Origin of the sequence: Bradyrhizobium daqingense (assembly GCF_021044685.1) — a bacterium.
Lineage (GTDB): Bacteria > Pseudomonadota > Alphaproteobacteria > Rhizobiales > Xanthobacteraceae > Bradyrhizobium > Bradyrhizobium daqingense.
The window spans coordinates 3,228,783-3,246,112 of record NZ_CP088014.1 but is presented as its reverse complement, the minus strand read 5'-3'; the positions used below and the strand labels follow the sequence as shown (position 1 = coordinate 3,246,112).

Below are 17,330 nucleotides of genomic sequence, written 5' to 3'. Positions count from 1 at the left end.
ACGGACAGTTCCGAAAAGTGAAACCGCCTAGAAGCGGAGCCACTTCAGGAGCCCGAGCCCGATCGCGCCGTTCACGATGAGGAAGATCGCGACGATCAGATTGAGCAGCCGCGGCATGATCAGGATGAGCACGCCCGCAATCAACGACAGGATCGGCGAAATGTGGGCGACGGTGATGTGCATGAATTATCTTTCTGTGGAGGTGGACGATTCGCGGGCGGATCATAGCGGCCCCGGTTCCGCGAGTAGAGACGCGTGACGCCAACGCGGGTTCCCGGCGCCCACGAAACTGCCCGAAATTGCCGCTGATGCGGCAGGGCTTTTCCCGGAACATTGCCAAGGGTGCATGCATTGGCAAGCGATCGCGCCATTGGCGCATCCGAAAAATCACGTCGAAGGAGTTGTCCATGCGGAACAGGATTCTTGCTCTTGCAGCGCTCGCGGCCGCGATCGGCTCGCCTCTTGCGGCGCAGGCGCAAAGCGGTGTGACCGTCGGACGCGCGCCCGCCGTGGTCGACAGTGAGCCGACCATTGCGGCCGATCAGCGGCCGGCCTTCCGCGATTATGTCGTCGAACAACGTGTGCCGGCCTTCCGTGTCCCGGATCGCGTGGTGGTCGGCGCCACCTTACCCGAGGCCGGCGTCACCTATTATGACGTGCCGCAACGTTTCGGCGCCACCACCTATCGCTACACCGTCGTGAACGGCGAGACCGTGCTGGTCGAGCCGCGCTCACGCCGCATCGTCGAGGTGATCGACTGAGAGAAACCAACTGAGATCGACTAGATGTCCGGCGCGTCACATCAGGCTGGCGCGAGCAGTGTAAAAAACGGACATCAGCCCCGCCCGGTTCTCCCCCCGCCGGGCGGGGCATTTTTTGTGACGTTACTCTCGTGTCCCGGACAAGGCGCAACGCGCAAGCGTTGCGCCGCAGAGCCGGGACCCAGGGGGCTACGAGCACGCGGCAACATGGGCCCCGGCTCTGCAGCGCATCACGCCGCGAAGACGCGGCGCACTGCGCAGCGTCCGGGGCACGAGCTGCGATACCTCGTCCTAATCCTGGATCTTCGAAAAATCCGCCACCGCGCGCGTGGCGCTGCGGATCTCGTTCAGCAGCTTCAGGCGGTTCTCGCGCACTTTCGCATCATCGTCGTTGACGCGAACCTTGTCGAAGAACGCATCGACCGGCGGACGCAGCTTGGCCATCGCGCTCATGGCGGCAGCGAAATCTTCCTTGGCGACGGCGGCGCTTGCTTCCGCCTTCACCTCGCCGATCGCCTTCGCCAGCGCCTTTTCTTCGTTGAGGCTGTACAGCGCAGCATCCGGCCCGCCGTCGAACGCGCGCTTGTCCTTCTTCTCCTCGATCGAGAGGATGTTGCTGGCGCGCTTGGTGCCGGCGAGCAGGTTCTTGCCGTCATCGCTGTCGAGCAACTTTCCGAGCGCCTCGACACGGCGGACGATCATCAGGAGATCATCCTGGTCGCCGAGCGCGAACACGGCATCGACGAGATCATGCCGCGCGCCCTGCTCACGGAGCTGGACTTTTAGGCGGTCGGCGAAGAAGGCGAGCAGGTCGCTTGGGAGCTTGTTCGGATCAGTGAGGGCGTAGTTTGTGCCCGTTTCCTTCAACCCAAGAATTGCGGACTCGGCTACCTTCATCAGCGACAGCCGCAGCGCGTTCTCGGCAATCAGCCGGATCACACCCAGCGCCGCACGTCGCAGCGCATACGGGTCCTTGCTGCCCGTCGGCTTCTCGTCGATCGCCCAGAAGCCGACCAGCGTATCGATCTTGTCGGCGAGCGCCACCGCAACGCTGACCGGATCAGTCGGCACACGATCGGCGGGGCCTTGCGGCTTGTAGTGCTCCTCGCAGGCGGCGGCGACGGAAGCATCCTCGCCCTGCGCCAGCGCGTAATACTTCCCCATCAGGCCTTGCACCTCGGGGAATTCGCCGACGACTTCGGTCAGCAAATCCGCTTTCGCCAGATGCGCAGCGCGCGTCGCCTTGGCGACATCGGCGCCGATCAGCGGCGCGATCTCCGCGGCAAGCCGCTCAATGCGCTTGATGCGTTCCGCTTGCGTGCCCAGCTTCTCGTGGAACACGATCTGCTCGAACTTCGGCAGCCGCTCCTCAAGCCTGGTCTTCAGGTCCGTCTCGTAGAAGAACTTCGCGTCCGACAGCCGTGCGCGGATCACGCGCTCGTTGCCGGCGATGATGGTCGCGCCACCGTCGGTCGCCTCGATGTTGGCGACCAGGATGAACTTGTTGGCGAGCTTGCCCGTTTTGGGATCGCTGACGACGAAGCATTTCTGGTTGTTGCGGATGGTGGCGCGGATCACTTCGGAGGGCGTCGCCAAAAATTCCGGCTCGAACGAGCCCATCAGCACGACCGGCCATTCGACGAGGCCGGCGACCTCATCGAGCAGGTTCGGGTCCTCGACGAGCTCGTAGCCTTGCGCAAACGCAAGCTGCTTGGCGTCAGCCAGGATCGTGTTCTTGCGTCGCTCCGGATCGAGCACGACTTTCGCGGCGAGCAGCTTCGCCTCGTAATCCTCGAACCGGCGCACCTGAATGGGCGCCGGCGCCAGGAAGCGATGACCATACGTGGTCTGGCCCGCCTCGATGCCGTCGACCTCGAACTTCACGACGTCGGGCTCTTCGGTCTCGGGGCCGAAGGTCGCGGTGATCGCGTGCAGCGGACGCACCCAGTTCAGCGAGCCCGGCTTGCCGGAGCGCGCGCCCCAGCGCATCGATTTCGGCCAGGGGAAGGTGCGGATGATCACGGGCAGGATTTCGGCGAGCACGTCGATGGCGTCGCGGCCGGGCTTCTCGATCAATCCGATGTAGAAATCGCCCTTGGGATCGCGCTGGATCTTTGCCTCATCCAGCGACTTCAGACCTGTCCCCTTCAGGAAGCCCTGCACGGCCGCATCGGGCGCGCCGACTTTTGGTCCCCGGCGTTCGGTCTTCAGGTCGGGCTGGCGCGCAGGGATGCCGTGCACGGTCAGCGCGAGGCGGCGCGGGGTCGCGAACGCCTTCGCGCCTTCGTAAACGAGGCCCTCGGCGACCAGCTTGTCGGTGACCATGCGGCGCAAATCGTCCGCTGCTTTGGCCTGCATGCGCGCGGGGATTTCTTCCGAGAACAGTTCAAGCAAAAGATCGGGCATCAGGCCGCTCCGCCCGCTTCAGTATGGATCCAGGCTTCGCCGCAGGCTTTTGCCAATTCCCGCACACGCAGAATGTAGCTCTGCCGCTCGGTCACGGAGATCACGCCGCGTGCATCGAGCAGGTTGAAGACGTGGCTCGCCTTGATGCATTGATCGTAGGCCGGCAGCGCCATCAAATGTTGCTTCTTGTTGCCGCCTTCGCGCCAGCCGGCTTCGAGATATTTCCGGCAGGCTGCTTCGGCCATCTTGAACTGCTCGAACAGCATCGCTGTGTCGGCATACTCGAAATTGTGCCGGGAATATTCCTGCTCCGCCTGCAGGAAGACGTCGCCATAAGTGACCTTCTGATCGCCATCGCGGCCATTAAAATTGAGGTCGTAGACGCGGTCGACGCCCTGCACATACATCGCGAGGCGCTCGAGCCCGTAGGTGAGCTCACCCGCGACCGGCGCGCATTCGAAGCCGGCGACCTGCTGGAAATAGGTGAACTGGCTGACCTCCATGCCGTCGCACCAGCACTCCCAACCGAGGCCCCAGGCACCCAGCGTCGGGCTTTCCCAATCGTCCTCGACGAAGCGGATGTCGTGCACGGCGGAATCGATGCCGATCGCGGCGAGCGACTTCAGGTACAGCTCCTGAAGGTTCGGCGGCGATGGCTTCATGATCACCTGGAACTGGTAATAGTGCTGCATCCGGTTCGGATTTTCGCCGTAGCGGCCGTCCTTGGGCCGGCGCGAGGGCTGCACATAGGCCGCGTTCCAGGGTTTCGGCCCGAGCGCGCGCAGCGTGGTCGCCGGATGGAAGGTGCCCGCCCCCATCTCCATGTCGTAGGGCTGCAGGATCACGCAGCCTTGCTCGGCCCAGAACCGCTGGAGCGCGAGGATGAAGCCCTGGAACGAGCGTTCCGGGCGCATATGGGCGGGCAAGGAGGCGTCCATCGTCAGATCGGGCTCTCGCGGGGGGTTGAATCGCGCGGGACCGTATCGACGGCGGGGGTGGGAATCAAGGCGAAGGGGGGTGGATTCGGGCCCAGTTCTCCGTTATGGCAGGGCTTGTCCCGGCCATCCACGACACTTCTCGCGGTTCGAAGAACGTGGATGCCCGGGACAAGCCCGGGCATGACGAGTAGTGCAACTAACCCGGCCGGTAGGCTCCGGTCACGGGGTCACGCTTCAGCGTCTTGATGTCCCCCATGGGGGCGGCCTCGGCGACGCGCGACAGGCGCATCTCCTCCAGCTCCTGGTTGATCCGGAGTGCGGTCTTGTAGGCCCAGCGGACCACGGCAAGCCCGCCCAGGACGCCCGCGAAAGCGACGAACGGCGGCATCGGTCGATCCTTGTCTCATGCTCAGCCCCCACGCGCATTGTTGCGCAGATGGACCTGCGCCGCAATTGGCGCCGCCCGGGCCAAATGGCGCGGGAGGGCGTTGCCTAGAACCCGAATTTCGCCCAAATCGCCCGCGTCTCGACCGCCGAGATCAGCTCGTCCGGCAGGCCGGCGATTGATTCCAGAGCCGAAAGCTGCCCCGCGCCCGGCGATTTCCGCCCCATCAGGCCGGACAACAGGCCGGTCGGCTGGGCAATCACGGGGGTGAGAACCTTCTCGCCATAGCGGGCACGAAGAGTTGAGCGGAGGTCGCCGATGCTGTCGGCCAGTCCCAGCGCGACCGCACTCTCGCCGGCCCAGTATTCGCCCGTGAACAGCGTGTCGTCATCACCCTTCAGCCGCGTGCTGCGGCTGTCCTTGACCAGCGCGATGAAGATGCGGTGGATCTCGCGCTGGATCGCCTTGAGCTTGGCGACGTCATCCGGGTTCTCCGGGAGGAACGGGTCGAGCATCGCCTTGTGCGCACCGGCGGTGTAGAGGCGCCGCTCGATGCCGAGCCGCCTGATCGCGTCCTGGAAACCGAAGCTGCCGCCGACGACGCCGATCGAGCCGAGGATCGAGGAGGGATCGCAGATGATCTCGTCGCCCGCGCAGGCGATCATGTAGCCGCCGGAGGCCGCGACGTCCTCGACGAAGACGAGCACAGGCAGCTTCTTCTCAGCCGCGAGCTGCTTGATGCGCAGATAGATCTGGCGCGACTGCACCGGCGAGCCGCCGGGCGAGTTGATCACCAGCGCCACCGCCTTGGCGTTGCGATAGGAAAACGCCCGCTCCAGCACGCGCGCGACACCCGCGAGGGTCATGCCCGGTCGCAGCGGCGTCACCGCGCCGATCACGCCAGAGAGGCGGATCACCGGCACCACCGCCGTGCCCGGACGGAACCGCGCCGGAAGATATTGCATGAGCTTGTCGGCCAGGCCGGAACTCTCACGATCGTTCAATTGTTCGGCCATGCCGTTACCTCTGTTTAACCATTTCTTATCACGCGACTGTCATTGGAAGTGCCTGGAACGTGTTTTGCAGATTTTCCGTTGGGAGGCTGCAATGAGGCAGTGGAGAACGCCATGAAAATCTATCTGCTGATGCTGCTGATCGGTGCGCTGTTCATGGCGATCCGCCTGACGACGCCGCAAGAGCAGCAGTCGGAATCGCTTCCGCAGTAAGCCGTCACGGCACCGCCAGCGGCAAGACCGCTCTCCCTTCCAAAATCTCCTTCACCTCGTTCTTGGGCACGCGTGACTCGTCGTTGAGCACGAGCCCCGGCAGCAGGCGCGGCGCGGCGCGGCCGCCTTTCACCGCGCGCACCAGGATGCGGATCGCCGGCCGTCCCGCTTCGCCATGAACCGGCTGAACCGACAGGCTGCCGAAGCCACGTGACAGCGCTGCCAGAACGTCCGCAATCCCATCCGCGCGCCAGATCAGCGTCAGCACACCATTCGAACGAAGGATGCGCCGTGCTGCATGCACCCACGCATGCAGGGTCTGCTCCGTCGCGACATGCGCACTATGGCGTGCCTGGTCCGGCGAGCCACGATGTCGCGCCGGATCGTTGAAGGGCGGATTCATCAGCACCACATCGGCGCTGTCAGGCCCGAGCCCATTTTCGGCAAACGCCTGCGCATCGGCTGTGACGTCGAGCAGGATCGTCTTCGCCGTCATCCCATTCGCCGCCGCATTGGTGCGCGCGAGCTCCGCCAGTTCCGGATCGATCTCGACCAGGCTGAGGTGGATTCCCGCCACGCGCCGGGCCAGCGCAAGGCCCGCCGCGCCGATGCCGGCGCCGAGATCCACCACATGATCGCCTGCCTTGGCCTGTGTCGCCGCCGCGAGCAGGATGGCGTCGTGCCCGGCGCGATGGCCGCTCCGCTTCTGCCTCAGCCGCAGCTGACCGCCGAGAAAGGCGTCCTCGGTGATGTCAGTTGCGGCCTCAATCATCGCCGCGCAATTCGTGGCTGAGGCCGGCCTCGGTGAGGAGCGCCCTGGCCTCCTCGGCGTCGTCCTCATGCACCAGGATCCGCCGCGGCAGGATGCCGAGGGAGCCCTCGATGATGCTCATGTTCTGGTCGAGCACCAGATGATGGATATTGGCGCCGTCGAGCAGCGCACCGATCGCCGACACCAGTACCATGTCGTTGGTCCGAACCAGTTCACGCAAATGCAGGTCTCCTGCCTGAAAGGGGGCAGCGGCAAATGTCAATGGTTCTGCGGGCCTTGCCGCATCCGCCGCCAGTTTCTATTGTCTTTCCATCAGAATAGCCCTTCCGGGGCAAATATTGGAGACCGGCGTGGCCGTCATCGTACCTTTCGAAACTCCCGGCGCGTCGATCGAAGAGCTGGTTGACCTTGTCGCCCCTGACATGGCGCGCGTCAACGCCACGATCCTGTCGCGGACCGGCTCGGACGTGACCATGATCCCGGAGGTCGCCAACCATCTGATCTCCTCCGGCGGCAAGCGCCTGCGGCCGATGCTCACCCTCGCCATGGCCAACCTCGCCGGATACGCCGGCGACGGCCACATCAAGCTCGCGGCCTCCGTCGAGTTCATGCACACGGCCACCCTGCTCCATGACGACGTCGTCGACGAGAGCGAGATGCGCCGCGGCAAGCTGTCGGCGCGCATGCTCTGGGGCAACGAGGCGAGCGTGCTGGTCGGCGACTTCCTGCTCGGCCAGGCCTTCCGCATGATGGTCGAGGTCGGCTCGCTGCGCGCGCTCGACATCCTCTCCGCGGCCGCCGCCACCATCGCCGAGGGCGAGGTGATGCAGCTTGCGGCCGCCAAGAACACGGCGACCACCGAGGACGAGTATCTCGCCGTGATCCGCGGCAAGACCGCCGAGCTGTTCGCGGCCGCCTGCGAGGTCGGCCCCGTGATCGCCAACCGTCCGAAGGCCGAGCAGACCGCCTGCCGCTCGGTCGGCATGAATCTCGGCATCGCCTTCCAGCTGGTCGACGACGTGCTCGACTACGGCGGCAAGAGCGCAAAGCTCGGCAAGAACACCGGCGACGATTTCCGCGAGGGCAAGATCACCCTCCCCGTCGTGCTCGCCTTCCGCCGCGGCAACGACACCGAGCGCGCCTTCTGGATCCGCGCGCTCGAGCGCGGCGAGATCGGCGATTCCGATCTCGATCACGCCATCGGCTTGATGAACAAGCACCGCGCGCTCGAGGACACGCTGAGCCGCGCCCAGCACTACGGCGCCATGGCCGTGGACGCGCTGGCCCTGTTCCCGTCCTCGCCGATGAAGAGCGCGCTGGAGCAAGTCGTGGCGTTCTGTCTGGCACGGTCGCATTAGGCTTCTCGTCGGACAGCGCCGTTGAAGTAGTCGCGACTGAATCAACCGTCATTGCGAGGGGCGCAGCGACGAAGCAATCCAGAATCATTCTGCGGAAGCGGTCTGGATTGCTTCGCTTCGCTCGCAATGACGAAGCAAGGTGCGCCGACTCTTTCCCCAACTCGCATTCACAGAATGAAGCTACTGCTCCGCGCCTCGCGGCTTTCTGCCTTGTGACTTGCATTTTGCAAGTCACTGACCTACGTTCCGCTCATGCAGCCCAAATCCCCGTCCGTCCAGGAATGCCCCGTCGGCCGCGCCGTGGAAACCGTCGGCGAATGGTGGAGCATCCTGATCCTGCGCGATGCGCTTCAGGGGGCGACGAAGTTCGACGAGTTCTCGCAGAGCCTCGGCATTGCGCCGAACATCCTGTCGCGGCGGCTTGCGCATCTCACCGAAAGCGGCATGTTCGTCCGCCGCCGCTATCAGGAGCGACCGCCGCGCTACGAATATGTGCTGACGGACAAGGCGCGGGACTTCTTCCCGGTGATCGTGGCGCTGCTCGCCTGGGGCAACAAGCATCTCGCGCCCAAGGGCGAATCCATCCTGCTGGCGAACCGCAGCGACGTCCGCCCGCTCGATCCGGTCGTGGTCGATGCCGCCGACATGCGGCCGATCACGCTCGCCAATGCGGTGGTGGTCGCAGGCCCCCGCGCCAGCCGCGGGATGCGCGCGCGCCTCGCTTCGCTCAAAGCCATGAACCCGGCCATCGCGCCGGCTGGAGACTGACATGCGCCGTATCGTCGTGACGGGAATGGGCGCGGTGTCGCCCCTCGGCTGCGGTGTCGAATTGTCGTGGCGGCGGCTGCTCGCAGGTCAAAGCGGACTGCGTCCGTTGCCCGAATGGGCGCAGGTGCTGCCGGCGCGCATCGCCGGGCGCGTGCCGGACCGGGCCGATGACGCCGAGGGCGGCTTCGATCCCGCGCAGGCAGCCGCGCCGAAAGACCAGCGCAAGATGGACCGCTTCATCCTGTTCGCGCTGCTCGCCACCGCAGAAGCGGTCGCGCAGGCCGGATGGACGCCGCAGGACGCTGGCGCACTGGAGCGCACCGCGACGATCATCGCCTCCGGCGTCGGCGGCTTTCCGGCGATGGCGGAGGCTGTGCGCATCACCGAGCAGCGCGGCGTCCGCCGGCTCTCGCCCTTCACGATCCCCTCGTTCCTCGCCAATCTCGCCGCCGGTCATGTCTCGATCAAATACGGCTTTAGGGGCGCGCTGGGCACGCCCGTCACGGCCTGCGCCGCCGGCGTGCAGGCCATCGGCGATGCCGCGCGCATGCTCCGATCAGGCGAAGCCGATGTCGCGATCTGCGGCGGCGCGGAGGCTTGCATCGACATCGTCAGCCTCGGCGGCTTTGCAGCGGCCCGCGCGCTCTCGAGCGGCTTCAACGACGCGCCCGCCCGCGCCTCGCGCCCGTTCGATCGCGATCGCGACGGCTTCGTGATGGGCGAAGGCGCCGGCATCCTGGTGATCGAAGCGCTGGAGCATGCGCTGGCGCGCGGTGCGACACCGATCGCGGAGATCATCGGCTACGGCACGACCGCGGATGCCTATCACATGACGTCGGGCCCACCCGATGGCGACGGCGCCCGTCGCGCCATGGAGATCGCGCTACGGCAGGCGAAGCTTGCACCCGCGGATGTGCAGCACCTCAATGCGCATGCGACCTCGACCCCGGCCGGCGACGAGAGCGAGCTCGGCGCGATCGCCGCCCTGTTCGGCCGCAACCGCGGCATTGCCGTCAGCGCGACCAAATCGGCCACCGGCCATCTGCTCGGCGCCGCCGGCGGGCTGGAAGCGATCTTCGCCGTGCTCGCCTTGCGTGACCAGATCGCGCCGCCGACGCTCAATCTCGAAAACCCTGATCCCGGCGCGGATGGTATCGACATCGTCGCAGGCAGCGCGCGGCCGATGCCGATGCAGCATGCCATCTCCAACGGATTCGGCTTCGGCGGGGTGAACGCGAGCGTGATCTTCCGCCGGATGGGCTGAACGACGTCTTGGAACGAGAGCCTTGCAATCGCGGCAGGCTTCGTTACCAAAACAGCATGATCGAACCGAATTTCTGGCTGTTCCTGGCCGCCGCTGTCCTCATTGCCGCCGTTCCCGGCCCCGGCATCTTCTACGTCGCCGCACGGACCTTGTCGGAGGGGCGCGCCAGCGGTTATGCATCGACCGCGGGCACGGCACTGGGCGGACTGGTTCATGTGGTGGCGGGCAGTCTCGGTATCTCCGCGATCATCCTGGCCAGCGCCGAGCTGTTTGCGGCCGTGAAATTCGTCGGCGCGCTCTATCTGGTCTGGCTCGGCATCAAGACGTTTCGCAACGCCGGCCGCGTGCTGACGCTCGCGGGCGAGCCCATCGGCGACAAGCGCGCGTTCCGCGACGGCGTGCTGGTCGAGGCGCTGAACCCCAAGACCGCGGCGTTCTTCCTCGCCTTCATTCCACAGTTCCTCGATCCTGCGGGATCGAACCCCACGCTGCAATTCATCGTGCTCGGTGCGATCTCGGTGGCCCTGAACACGCTCGCCGACGTCGTGGTGGTGCTGATGGCCTCGGCAACGCGCGCGCAGCTGATCGGACGGCCGCATCTGATGCGGCGTCTCACGCAGGGCTCCGGCGTCTTCATCGCGGGGCTCGGTCTCTCGCTTGCGCTGGCGCGGCGGCCGGCAAATGGCTGATGCGCCGCAAAGCCGCTATTACGAGTCGCACGGCCTGCGGCTGCACTACGCGGACTGGGGCAACGAAAGCGCGCCCGTCGCCATCCTGGTTCACGGCGGCCGCGATCATTGCCGGAGCTGGGACGTGATCGCGCGATCGTTGCAGCCGCATTTCCACGTCATCGCACCGGACCTGCGCGGTCACGGCGATTCCGACTGGACCAAGGGCGGCAGCTACGCGCTGACGGAGTATGTTTACGATCTTGCGCAGCTGATCCGCAGCATCGCAGCACCTGACGTCACTCTCGTCGGCCATTCGATGGGCGGCATGGTGAGCCTGATCTTTTCAGGATCGTTCCCCGAGCTGGTCACCAAGCTGGTCGTGCTCGACGGTGTGACCATGTCGCCGGATGCGCAAAAACCGCCGGTGCATGAGCGCATCGGCAAATGGGTGGCCCAGCTCGACAGGCTGCACGACCGTACGCCGCGCCGCTACCGGACCCTCGAGGAGGCAGCCGCGCAGATGGTACTTCATAACAAGCGGCTCTCTCGCGACCTCGCGCTGCATCTCGCCACGCATGGCGCGCGGCAGAACGAGGACGGCACCTTTAGCTGGAAGTTCGATCCCTATCAGCGCGCCAGCGTCCCGCACCGGCTCTGGCCGGACGACCACGTCGCGCTGTGGTCGCGCATCGCCTGCCCGACGCTGCTGCTGAATGCCGGCGAAAGCTTTCTGGCGGGCGCAAAAGCGGCAGGCCTGGAGCGCTATTTCCCGAACGCGCGCATCGAGACCATCGCCGGCGCGGGCCACTGGCTGCAGCATGACAAGCCGGAGGAGGTGTTGGGCGAGATCCGGCGGTTTCTCGGGTTGGACCCGGACAGCGCGGAATAACGTAACTACATCCACGTCATTGCGAGCGCAGCGAAGCAATCCAGGCTGTCACCGCGGAGCGATTCTGGATTGCTTCGCTGCGCTCGCAATGACGGTCGGACCTAGCTCAACGTCCCCGCATGCACCCACCAGCCGGGGTGATCGCGCCGGATCCTTTCGGCGGCGGCGTGCGCATCGGCCGGCACGCTATAGATGGCGAAGCAGGTCGCGCCCGAGCCGGACATGCGGGCGAGCTTGACGCCGCCGGAATCGCGCAAGGCTTGCAGCACATCGCCGATCACGGGCTCGATGCGCATCGCGGGCGCTTCGAGGTCGTTGCCCACCGTCTCGAGAACCTCGATCCAATCGGCGATGGAGCGGCCCTCCTCCGGCCAGGCCGCGGCGCGGATGACGTCGGTGACGCCGACCAAGAGCTCGCCGTTGCGCAAGCCCAGCGCCTTGAACACGTCCTGGGTCGCGACCGGCAGGCGCGGATTGACCATGACACAGGGCATGCTCGGCAACGCCAGCGGCAACAGCTGCTCGCCGACCCCGGTCATGTCGCAGGCGCGCGAGACGAGGCACACCGGCACGTCCGCGCCGGTCGCGAGCGCGACCTTCTTAATGCGGGGATCATCGAGCGGCAGATCGTTGAGACGCGCCAGGAGCCGCAGCGCCGCCGCGGCATCCGCCGAGCCGCCGCCGATGCCGGCTGCGACGGGGAGCACCTTGTCGAGCGCGAAGGCGCCGAGCTTCAGGCCCGGCACCGCCTCGGCCAGGAGCCTCGCCGCCTTGATCACGAGATTGTCGGCGGTATCGCCGCAAGCCGCAGCCAACGGTCCGGTGGTGGTGAGCTTCAGCTCGCCGCCCGGCTCCAGCGTCAGCCGGTCGGCGCAGTCGGCAAACGCGACCACGCTTTCGAGATCATGATAGCCGTCGGCACGACGGCCGACGACGCGAAGGCTCAAATTGACCTTCGCGCGCCCCTCTTCAATCAACGCCGACATCGGCCACACGCCCCAACTTCAGATTCTCGTTGCGCATGATCTCCGCGGAAACGCGTTCAGCGTTTGTCGCGAGGAAAACCGCTACACACTTTTCCGGATCAAGCGCCAGCTCAGCCGCCCCTGCCGTCGTCCTTCTTCTTCTCGGCCTGCGCCGCGGAAGAGTTCGAGTTGTCGTCCGGAAGGCCGTTGGCGATCTTGGCCTCGATCTTCGGCAGCTCTTCCGGCTCGGGCTTGAGATCGCGCGCATGCGACCACTGGAATTTGGCTTCCAGCGTGCGGCCGACGCGCCAATAGGCATCGCCGAGGTGGTCGTTGATGGTGGGGTCCTCGGGCTTGAGATCGATCGCGCGCTCGAGGTTCTTCACCGCTTCCTCGTAATTGCCGATGCGGTAGTAGGCCCAGCCGAGGGAATCGACGATATAGCCGTCGTCGGGACGCTGCTCGACGGCACGTTTGATCATCTTCATGCCTTCGTCGAGATTCACGCCCTGGTCGATCCAGGAATAGCCGAGATAGTTGAGGACATGAGGCTGGTCGGGCTGGAGCTCCAGTGCCTTCTTCATGTCGGCCTCGGCCTTGCTCCACTGCTTGGAGCGCTCCTCGCAGATGCCGCGATAATAGTACCAGACGCTGTTGGCCTTGTCGTTGCCGGCCGGGAGCACCTCGATGCCTTGCGAATAGGTCGCGCCGCAATCGTTGAACCGCTTGCGGCCGCGCTCGATGTTGCCGAGCGCCATGATGGCTTCGAGGTCCTTGGGATCCTCCGACGTGACGCCCTTCAGTATCTTGATCGCCTCGTCGGTGCGGTCGGCGGAATCGAGGTCGATGGCCAGCTGGATCTGCGCGTTGCGCTTGAGGGGCGAGGACGCGGGCACGCGCTCGTAGACCTTGATCGCCATCTTCGGCCGCTTCACCGATTCATAGAGATCGGCGAGCGAGAGCAGCGCCAGCGGATGGCTGGGCTGGAGGTAGAGCGCCAGTTGAAGATAGACCAGCGCCAGATCCTCGCCGCCGCGGCGGGTCAGCGTGGCGCCGATGCCGTAGAGCGCTTCGGCAGCGCCCGCTTGCGCCGAATCGACCAGCGGCGACATCTTCTTGCCGGCCTTGGTGTCGCGCAGGCCTTCCTGAATCAGCGGATGACGCGCGAGCTTCTTGTCGAAGGCCTGGTAGACATTGGTCGCCGCGGCGGAATCCTTGTTGCGCGACAGCCAGCGCCCATAGGCTTCAGTGACGCGCAGCATGGAATCGTCGAGCTTGTAGGCGCGCTCGAAGCGCGTGCCGGCGTCCTTCTCCTTGCCGGAGAGCTCGAGGATCATGCCGGTGTGGAGGTCCTTGAACAGCGGATACCATTCGGGACCTGTCAACTTGTCGATGGTGGCGACACCACCCTTGGCATCGCCCGCGCCATAGGCAGCCCAGCCCGACAGCAGCGTGGCGACGAGATCGGTGATGGGACCACGGATCGACTGGTTGATGTTGGTTTGGGCCGACGCGTACTTCTTCAGCTTGAGATCGTGCACGCCGACGACGAGGCGCGCGACGCGGTTGGTCTTGTCGATGGTGAGGATGCGCTCGGCGAGCTTGACCGCCTCCTCGATGTCGCCGTCGGCGACCGACGAGATGAAGGCGCGGTCGAGCAGCTCGTTGTTCTTCGGGTCGGTGCGCAGGGCGGAGCGGTAGAATGCGGCGGCCGAGGCCGCGTCACGCTCGACGCTGGCGTGGCGGGCGGCGAGATAGCTGCCGGCACCGGTCAGCGACTTCAGATCGTTTCGCGTCGGAAACTGCGCCGCCGTGTTCTCCGGGTGGTCCGGCGTCTGCGCCAGGACCGCGCCGGGGACCGCCACGAGCGCGGTGCCCATGAGGGCGATGGCGGCAGCAGTCCAGCGGTTGAAACGATTTGAAAACATCAGGGCTCGCCTTGAGTTGGTAGTGCCTGGGTTTGCAGCAGAGGGCCGTATCGCATGCGAACGCGGCCGGTGGCATCGGGACCCGGAACCGTCAGGCCGACAATGCCGCTTTTGGCGCTTCGCCGCAAGGATTCGGACCGGGCGATCGCGCCGCACGCCCCAGACCGGCCAAGTGAATCCGCCAACAGCGCCCCAAGACGCCGCTACTATGGCCTTATCGTGGCCGCGAGCCGCTTCCGCCGCCCGGTTCTCACGCGAACGTGCGCACACGCCAGAGCCACGTAACCTTGGTCACATTGGCCCGGGCTGGACGGGATTCGGCCTTACATCGCCTCGTAGTTCGGACCGCCGCCTCCCTCCGGAGGAACCCAGGTGATGTTGCCGTTGGGGTCCTTCACGTCGCAGGTTTTGCAGTGGACGCAATTCTGGGCGTTGATCTGGAAGCGCGGGCTCGTCCCCTCCTCGACCCACTCATAGACGCCAGCGGGGCAATAACGGTTCGAGGGACCGGCATAGACGTCGTGCTCGGAGGTCTTCTGGAGGTTCATGTCGGTCACCTTGAGATGGACCGGCTGGTCCTCCTCATGATTGGTGTTGGACAGGAATACCGAGGACAGCTTGTCGAAGGAGATCTTGCCGTCCGGCTTGGGGTAATTCTTGGGCGCGTGCTGCTTGGCCGGATCGAGCGTGGCGCGGTCATGCTTGAGGTGGGACTGCGTGCCGAACAGCGACGCGCCAAACAGCGTGTTGCACCACATGTCGAAGCCGCCCAGCGCAACGCCCAGCACGGTGCCGAATTTCGACCACAGCGGCTTGACGTTGCGGACCAGGAACAGGTCCTTGCCGACCGACGAGGACCGCCAGGCGTTCTCGTATTCGACGAGCTCGTCATTGGCGCGCTCTGCGGCAAGCGCGGCTGCGACATGCTCGGCCGCGAGCATGCCGGTGCCCATCGCATTGTGCACGCCCTTGATGCGCGGCACGTTGACGAAGCCGGCCGCGCAGCCGATCAGCGCGCCGCCGGGAAAGCTGAGCTTCGGCACCGACTGATAACCGCCTTCGGTGATGGCGCGCGCGCCGTAAGCGAGCCGCTTGGCGCCGTCGAACGTGCCGCGGATCGAGGGATGGGTCTTGAAGCGCTGGAACTCGTCGAACGGCGACAGATAGGGATCGTCGTAGTTGAGATGCACGACGAAACCGACGGCGACGAGATTGTCGTCGTAGTGATAGAGGAACGAGCCGCCGCCGGTCTTCATGTCGAGCGGCCAGCCGAAGGAATGCTGGATCATTCCCTTCTGGTGCTTGGCGGGATCGATCTGCCAGACTTCCTTGAGGCCGATGCCGAATTTCGGCGGCTCGCTCTTGGCGTCCAGCGCGAATTTGTTGATGAGCTGCTTGGTCAGGCTGCCGCGGGCGCCTTCGGCGAACAGCGTGTACTTGCCGAGCAATTCCATGCCGCGGGTGAAGGAATCCTTCGGCTTGCCGTCACGCCCGATGCCCATGTCGCCGGTGGCGATGCCCTTGACCTTGCCCTCCTCGTCATAGAGCACTTCAGCGGCGGCAAAGCCCGGATAGATCTCGACCCCGAGCGCCTCGGCCTTGCGCGCCAGCCAGCGGCAGACATTGCCAAGCGAGCCGATGTAGCAGTGATGGTTGTTCATCAGTGGCGGCATCATGAAGTTCGGCAGCTTGATCGCGCCGGCGCCGGTCATCCAGTAAAAGCGGTCGTCCTTCACCTGCGTCTTCAGCGGACAATCGGAATCCTCGCGCCAGTCCGGGATCAGCTTGTCGAGCCCGGCTGGATCGATCACGGCGCCCGAGAGAATGTGCGCGCCGACCTCGGAGCCCTTCTCCACCACGACGACATTGAGATCGGCGTTGAGCTGCTTCAGCCGGATCGCCGCGGCAAGGCCCGAGGGGCCGGCGCCGACGATGACGACGTCGAATTCCATGGATTCGCGCGGGGGAAGTTCTTCGGTGCTCATCTGATCTCAGCCCTTGAGACGGTCCTTGGTCATTGCGCCCTCTTGTTTCCGATTTTTCCGGGCAGGACAACCTCGGAAATGCGTTTCGCCGGTGTGCAAGGGGGTGCAAGGCGCCTTAAACTGAACTAATAGTCAGACTTTCCAATGATACCCGAACCCGCACCCACCGTCCGCGAGCTTCTCGCCTTCTATCTGGAGGCCGGCGTCGACTGCGCGCTCGCGGAGGAACCGATCGACCGCCTGGCGGAATTGGATGCCCCACCGCCGGCGCCGCGCGCGGCAGCTCCGGTCGAGGCGCCGCGGCCGCTCGCCGCGCCCACGGTCATGCGCGGCGAGACCGCCCCTGCACCGGACGTTGCGATCGCGTCCGCACGCGAGGCCGCGCGCACCGCGCCGACACTGGAGGCGCTGCGCGAGCTGATGCAGAGCTTCGAGGGCTGCGCGCTGAAGCACACCGCGACGCGGCTGGTGTTCGCCGACGGCAATCCCAAGGCGCGCGTCATGTTCGTCGGCGAGGCGCCGGGGCGCGACGAGGACATCGAAGGGCTGCCCTTCGTCGGCCGCAGCGGCAAGCTGCTCGATCTGATGATCGGCGCCATAGGCCTCAATCGCACCACCGCCTACATCGCCAACGTCATACCCTGGCGGCCGCCCGGCAACCGCACGCCGACGCCGCAGGAGACTCAGATCTGCCTGCCCTTCATCCAGCGCCAGATCGAGCTGGTCGATCCGGATGTGCTGGTGACGCTCGGCAATCCCTCGACGCAGACGCTGCTGTCGACGCGCGACGGCATCATGCGCACGCGCGGGCGCTGGTTCGACTATGAGACCGGCCAGCGCACCATTCGCGCGCTGCCGACGTTTCACCCGGCCTATCTGTTGCGCTCGCCGGCCTACAAGCGGCTGGCGTGGCAGGATCTACGGTCGATCGCGAAGGCGCTGGCGCAAGACGCGTGACGCTCCATCCTCGTCATTGCGAGCGCAGCGAAACAATCCAGACCGCCCCCGTGGAGA

At 65.6% G+C, this 17,330-nt stretch carries 17 protein-coding genes; 7 read left to right on the top strand and 10 right to left on the bottom strand.

What is annotated here, in order from left to right; all coding sequences use genetic code 11:
* Positions 1 to 27 precede the first annotated feature (27 nt).
* A complete protein-coding gene (locus LPJ38_RS15480; RefSeq protein ID WP_008562090.1) occupies positions 28 to 183 on the bottom strand; it encodes a DUF3096 domain-containing protein in 156 nt (51 codons plus the stop codon).
* 224 nt (positions 184 to 407) lie between these two features.
* Here LPJ38_RS15480 and LPJ38_RS15475 point away from each other — a divergent pair, with 224 nt between their 5' ends.
* Positions 408 to 761, top strand: coding sequence for a DUF1236 domain-containing protein (locus tag LPJ38_RS15475; RefSeq protein WP_145637030.1), 354 nt, complete (start codon positions 408 to 410; stop codon positions 759 to 761).
* A 291-nt stretch (positions 762 to 1,052) separates the two neighbouring features.
* On the opposite strand, the gene glyS is transcribed toward LPJ38_RS15475, so the two are convergent.
* From glyS to LPJ38_RS15445, 6 genes are all read right to left on the bottom strand, one after another.
* Positions 1,053 to 3,167 carry a glycine--tRNA ligase subunit beta gene (gene glyS, locus LPJ38_RS15470; RefSeq protein WP_145637027.1) on the bottom strand — a complete coding sequence of 705 codons (2,115 nt, stop codon included), beginning with the start codon at positions 3,165 to 3,167 and terminating at the stop codon, positions 1,053 to 1,055.
* Positions 3,167 to 4,105 (bottom strand): glycine--tRNA ligase subunit alpha, encoded by a 939-nt coding sequence (locus tag LPJ38_RS15465; RefSeq protein WP_145637024.1) that lies wholly within the window; start codon positions 4,103 to 4,105, stop codon positions 3,167 to 3,169. The genes glyS and LPJ38_RS15465 overlap by 1 nt, the downstream gene beginning before the upstream one ends.
* A gap of 196 nt (positions 4,106 to 4,301) precedes the next feature.
* On the bottom strand, positions 4,302 to 4,493 hold the full coding sequence (locus LPJ38_RS15460) for a hypothetical protein (protein ID WP_008562073.1): 192 nt from the start codon (positions 4,491 to 4,493) through the stop codon (positions 4,302 to 4,304).
* A gap of 104 nt (positions 4,494 to 4,597) precedes the next feature.
* Positions 4,598 to 5,506 (bottom strand): S49 family peptidase, encoded by a 909-nt coding sequence (locus LPJ38_RS15455; RefSeq protein ID WP_145637021.1) that lies wholly within the window; start codon positions 5,504 to 5,506, stop codon positions 4,598 to 4,600.
* A 214-nt stretch (positions 5,507 to 5,720) separates the two neighbouring features.
* The gene (locus LPJ38_RS15450) at positions 5,721 to 6,488 is read right to left on the bottom strand and encodes a tRNA1(Val) (adenine(37)-N6)-methyltransferase (protein WP_145637018.1); all 768 of its coding nucleotides are present in this window, start codon (positions 6,486 to 6,488) and stop codon (positions 5,721 to 5,723) included.
* Positions 6,481 to 6,708, bottom strand: coding sequence for a putative signal transducing protein (locus tag LPJ38_RS15445; RefSeq protein WP_008562067.1), 228 nt, complete (start codon positions 6,706 to 6,708; stop codon positions 6,481 to 6,483). The genes LPJ38_RS15450 and LPJ38_RS15445 overlap by 8 nt, the downstream gene beginning before the upstream one ends.
* A 130-nt stretch (positions 6,709 to 6,838) precedes the next feature.
* Between LPJ38_RS15445 and LPJ38_RS15440 the strand changes: the two genes are divergently transcribed.
* From LPJ38_RS15440 to LPJ38_RS15420, 5 genes are all read left to right on the top strand, one after another.
* Positions 6,839 to 7,846 carry a polyprenyl synthetase family protein gene (locus LPJ38_RS15440; protein WP_145637015.1) on the top strand — a complete coding sequence of 336 codons (1,008 nt, stop codon included), beginning with the start codon at positions 6,839 to 6,841 and terminating at the stop codon, positions 7,844 to 7,846.
* Positions 7,847 to 8,098: 252 nt separating this feature from the next.
* Positions 8,099 to 8,614 (top strand): winged helix-turn-helix transcriptional regulator, encoded by a 516-nt coding sequence (locus LPJ38_RS15435; protein WP_145637012.1) that lies wholly within the window; start codon positions 8,099 to 8,101, stop codon positions 8,612 to 8,614.
* A gap of 1 nt (position 8,615) precedes the next feature.
* Positions 8,616 to 9,878, top strand: a complete 1,263-nt coding sequence (gene fabF, locus LPJ38_RS15430) for a beta-ketoacyl-ACP synthase II (protein ID WP_145637009.1) — start codon at positions 8,616 to 8,618, stop codon at positions 9,876 to 9,878.
* Positions 9,879 to 9,934: 56 nt separating this feature from the next.
* Positions 9,935 to 10,567, top strand: coding sequence for a LysE family translocator (locus tag LPJ38_RS15425; protein WP_145637007.1), 633 nt, complete (start codon positions 9,935 to 9,937; stop codon positions 10,565 to 10,567).
* Entirely contained in the window at positions 10,560 to 11,438 is an 879-nt protein-coding gene (locus tag LPJ38_RS15420) for an alpha/beta fold hydrolase (RefSeq protein ID WP_145637004.1), read from the top strand. Before LPJ38_RS15425 ends, LPJ38_RS15420 begins: the two co-directional genes overlap by 8 nt.
* Positions 11,439 to 11,539: 101 nt before the next feature.
* On the opposite strand, the gene LPJ38_RS15415 is transcribed toward LPJ38_RS15420, so the two are convergent.
* From LPJ38_RS15415 to LPJ38_RS15405, 3 genes are all read right to left on the bottom strand, one after another.
* Positions 11,540 to 12,424, bottom strand: coding sequence for a 4-(cytidine 5'-diphospho)-2-C-methyl-D-erythritol kinase (locus tag LPJ38_RS15415; RefSeq protein ID WP_167520538.1), 885 nt, complete (start codon positions 12,422 to 12,424; stop codon positions 11,540 to 11,542).
* Positions 12,425 to 12,534: 110 nt separating this feature from the next.
* Positions 12,535 to 14,331: a tetratricopeptide repeat protein gene (locus tag LPJ38_RS15410; protein ID WP_145636998.1), complete on the bottom strand. Its 1,797-nt coding sequence runs from the start codon at positions 14,329 to 14,331 to the stop codon at positions 12,535 to 12,537.
* Positions 14,332 to 14,654: 323 nt separating this feature from the next.
* A complete protein-coding gene (locus tag LPJ38_RS15405) occupies positions 14,655 to 16,316 on the bottom strand; it encodes an electron transfer flavoprotein-ubiquinone oxidoreductase (RefSeq protein ID WP_145636994.1) in 1,662 nt (553 codons plus the stop codon).
* A 144-nt stretch (positions 16,317 to 16,460) separates the two neighbouring features.
* On the opposite strand from LPJ38_RS15405, the gene LPJ38_RS15400 reads away from it, so the two are divergent.
* Positions 16,461 to 17,273: a uracil-DNA glycosylase gene (locus LPJ38_RS15400; RefSeq protein ID WP_145636991.1), complete on the top strand. Its 813-nt coding sequence runs from the start codon at positions 16,461 to 16,463 to the stop codon at positions 17,271 to 17,273.
* Positions 17,274 to 17,330: the final 57 nt, after the last annotated feature.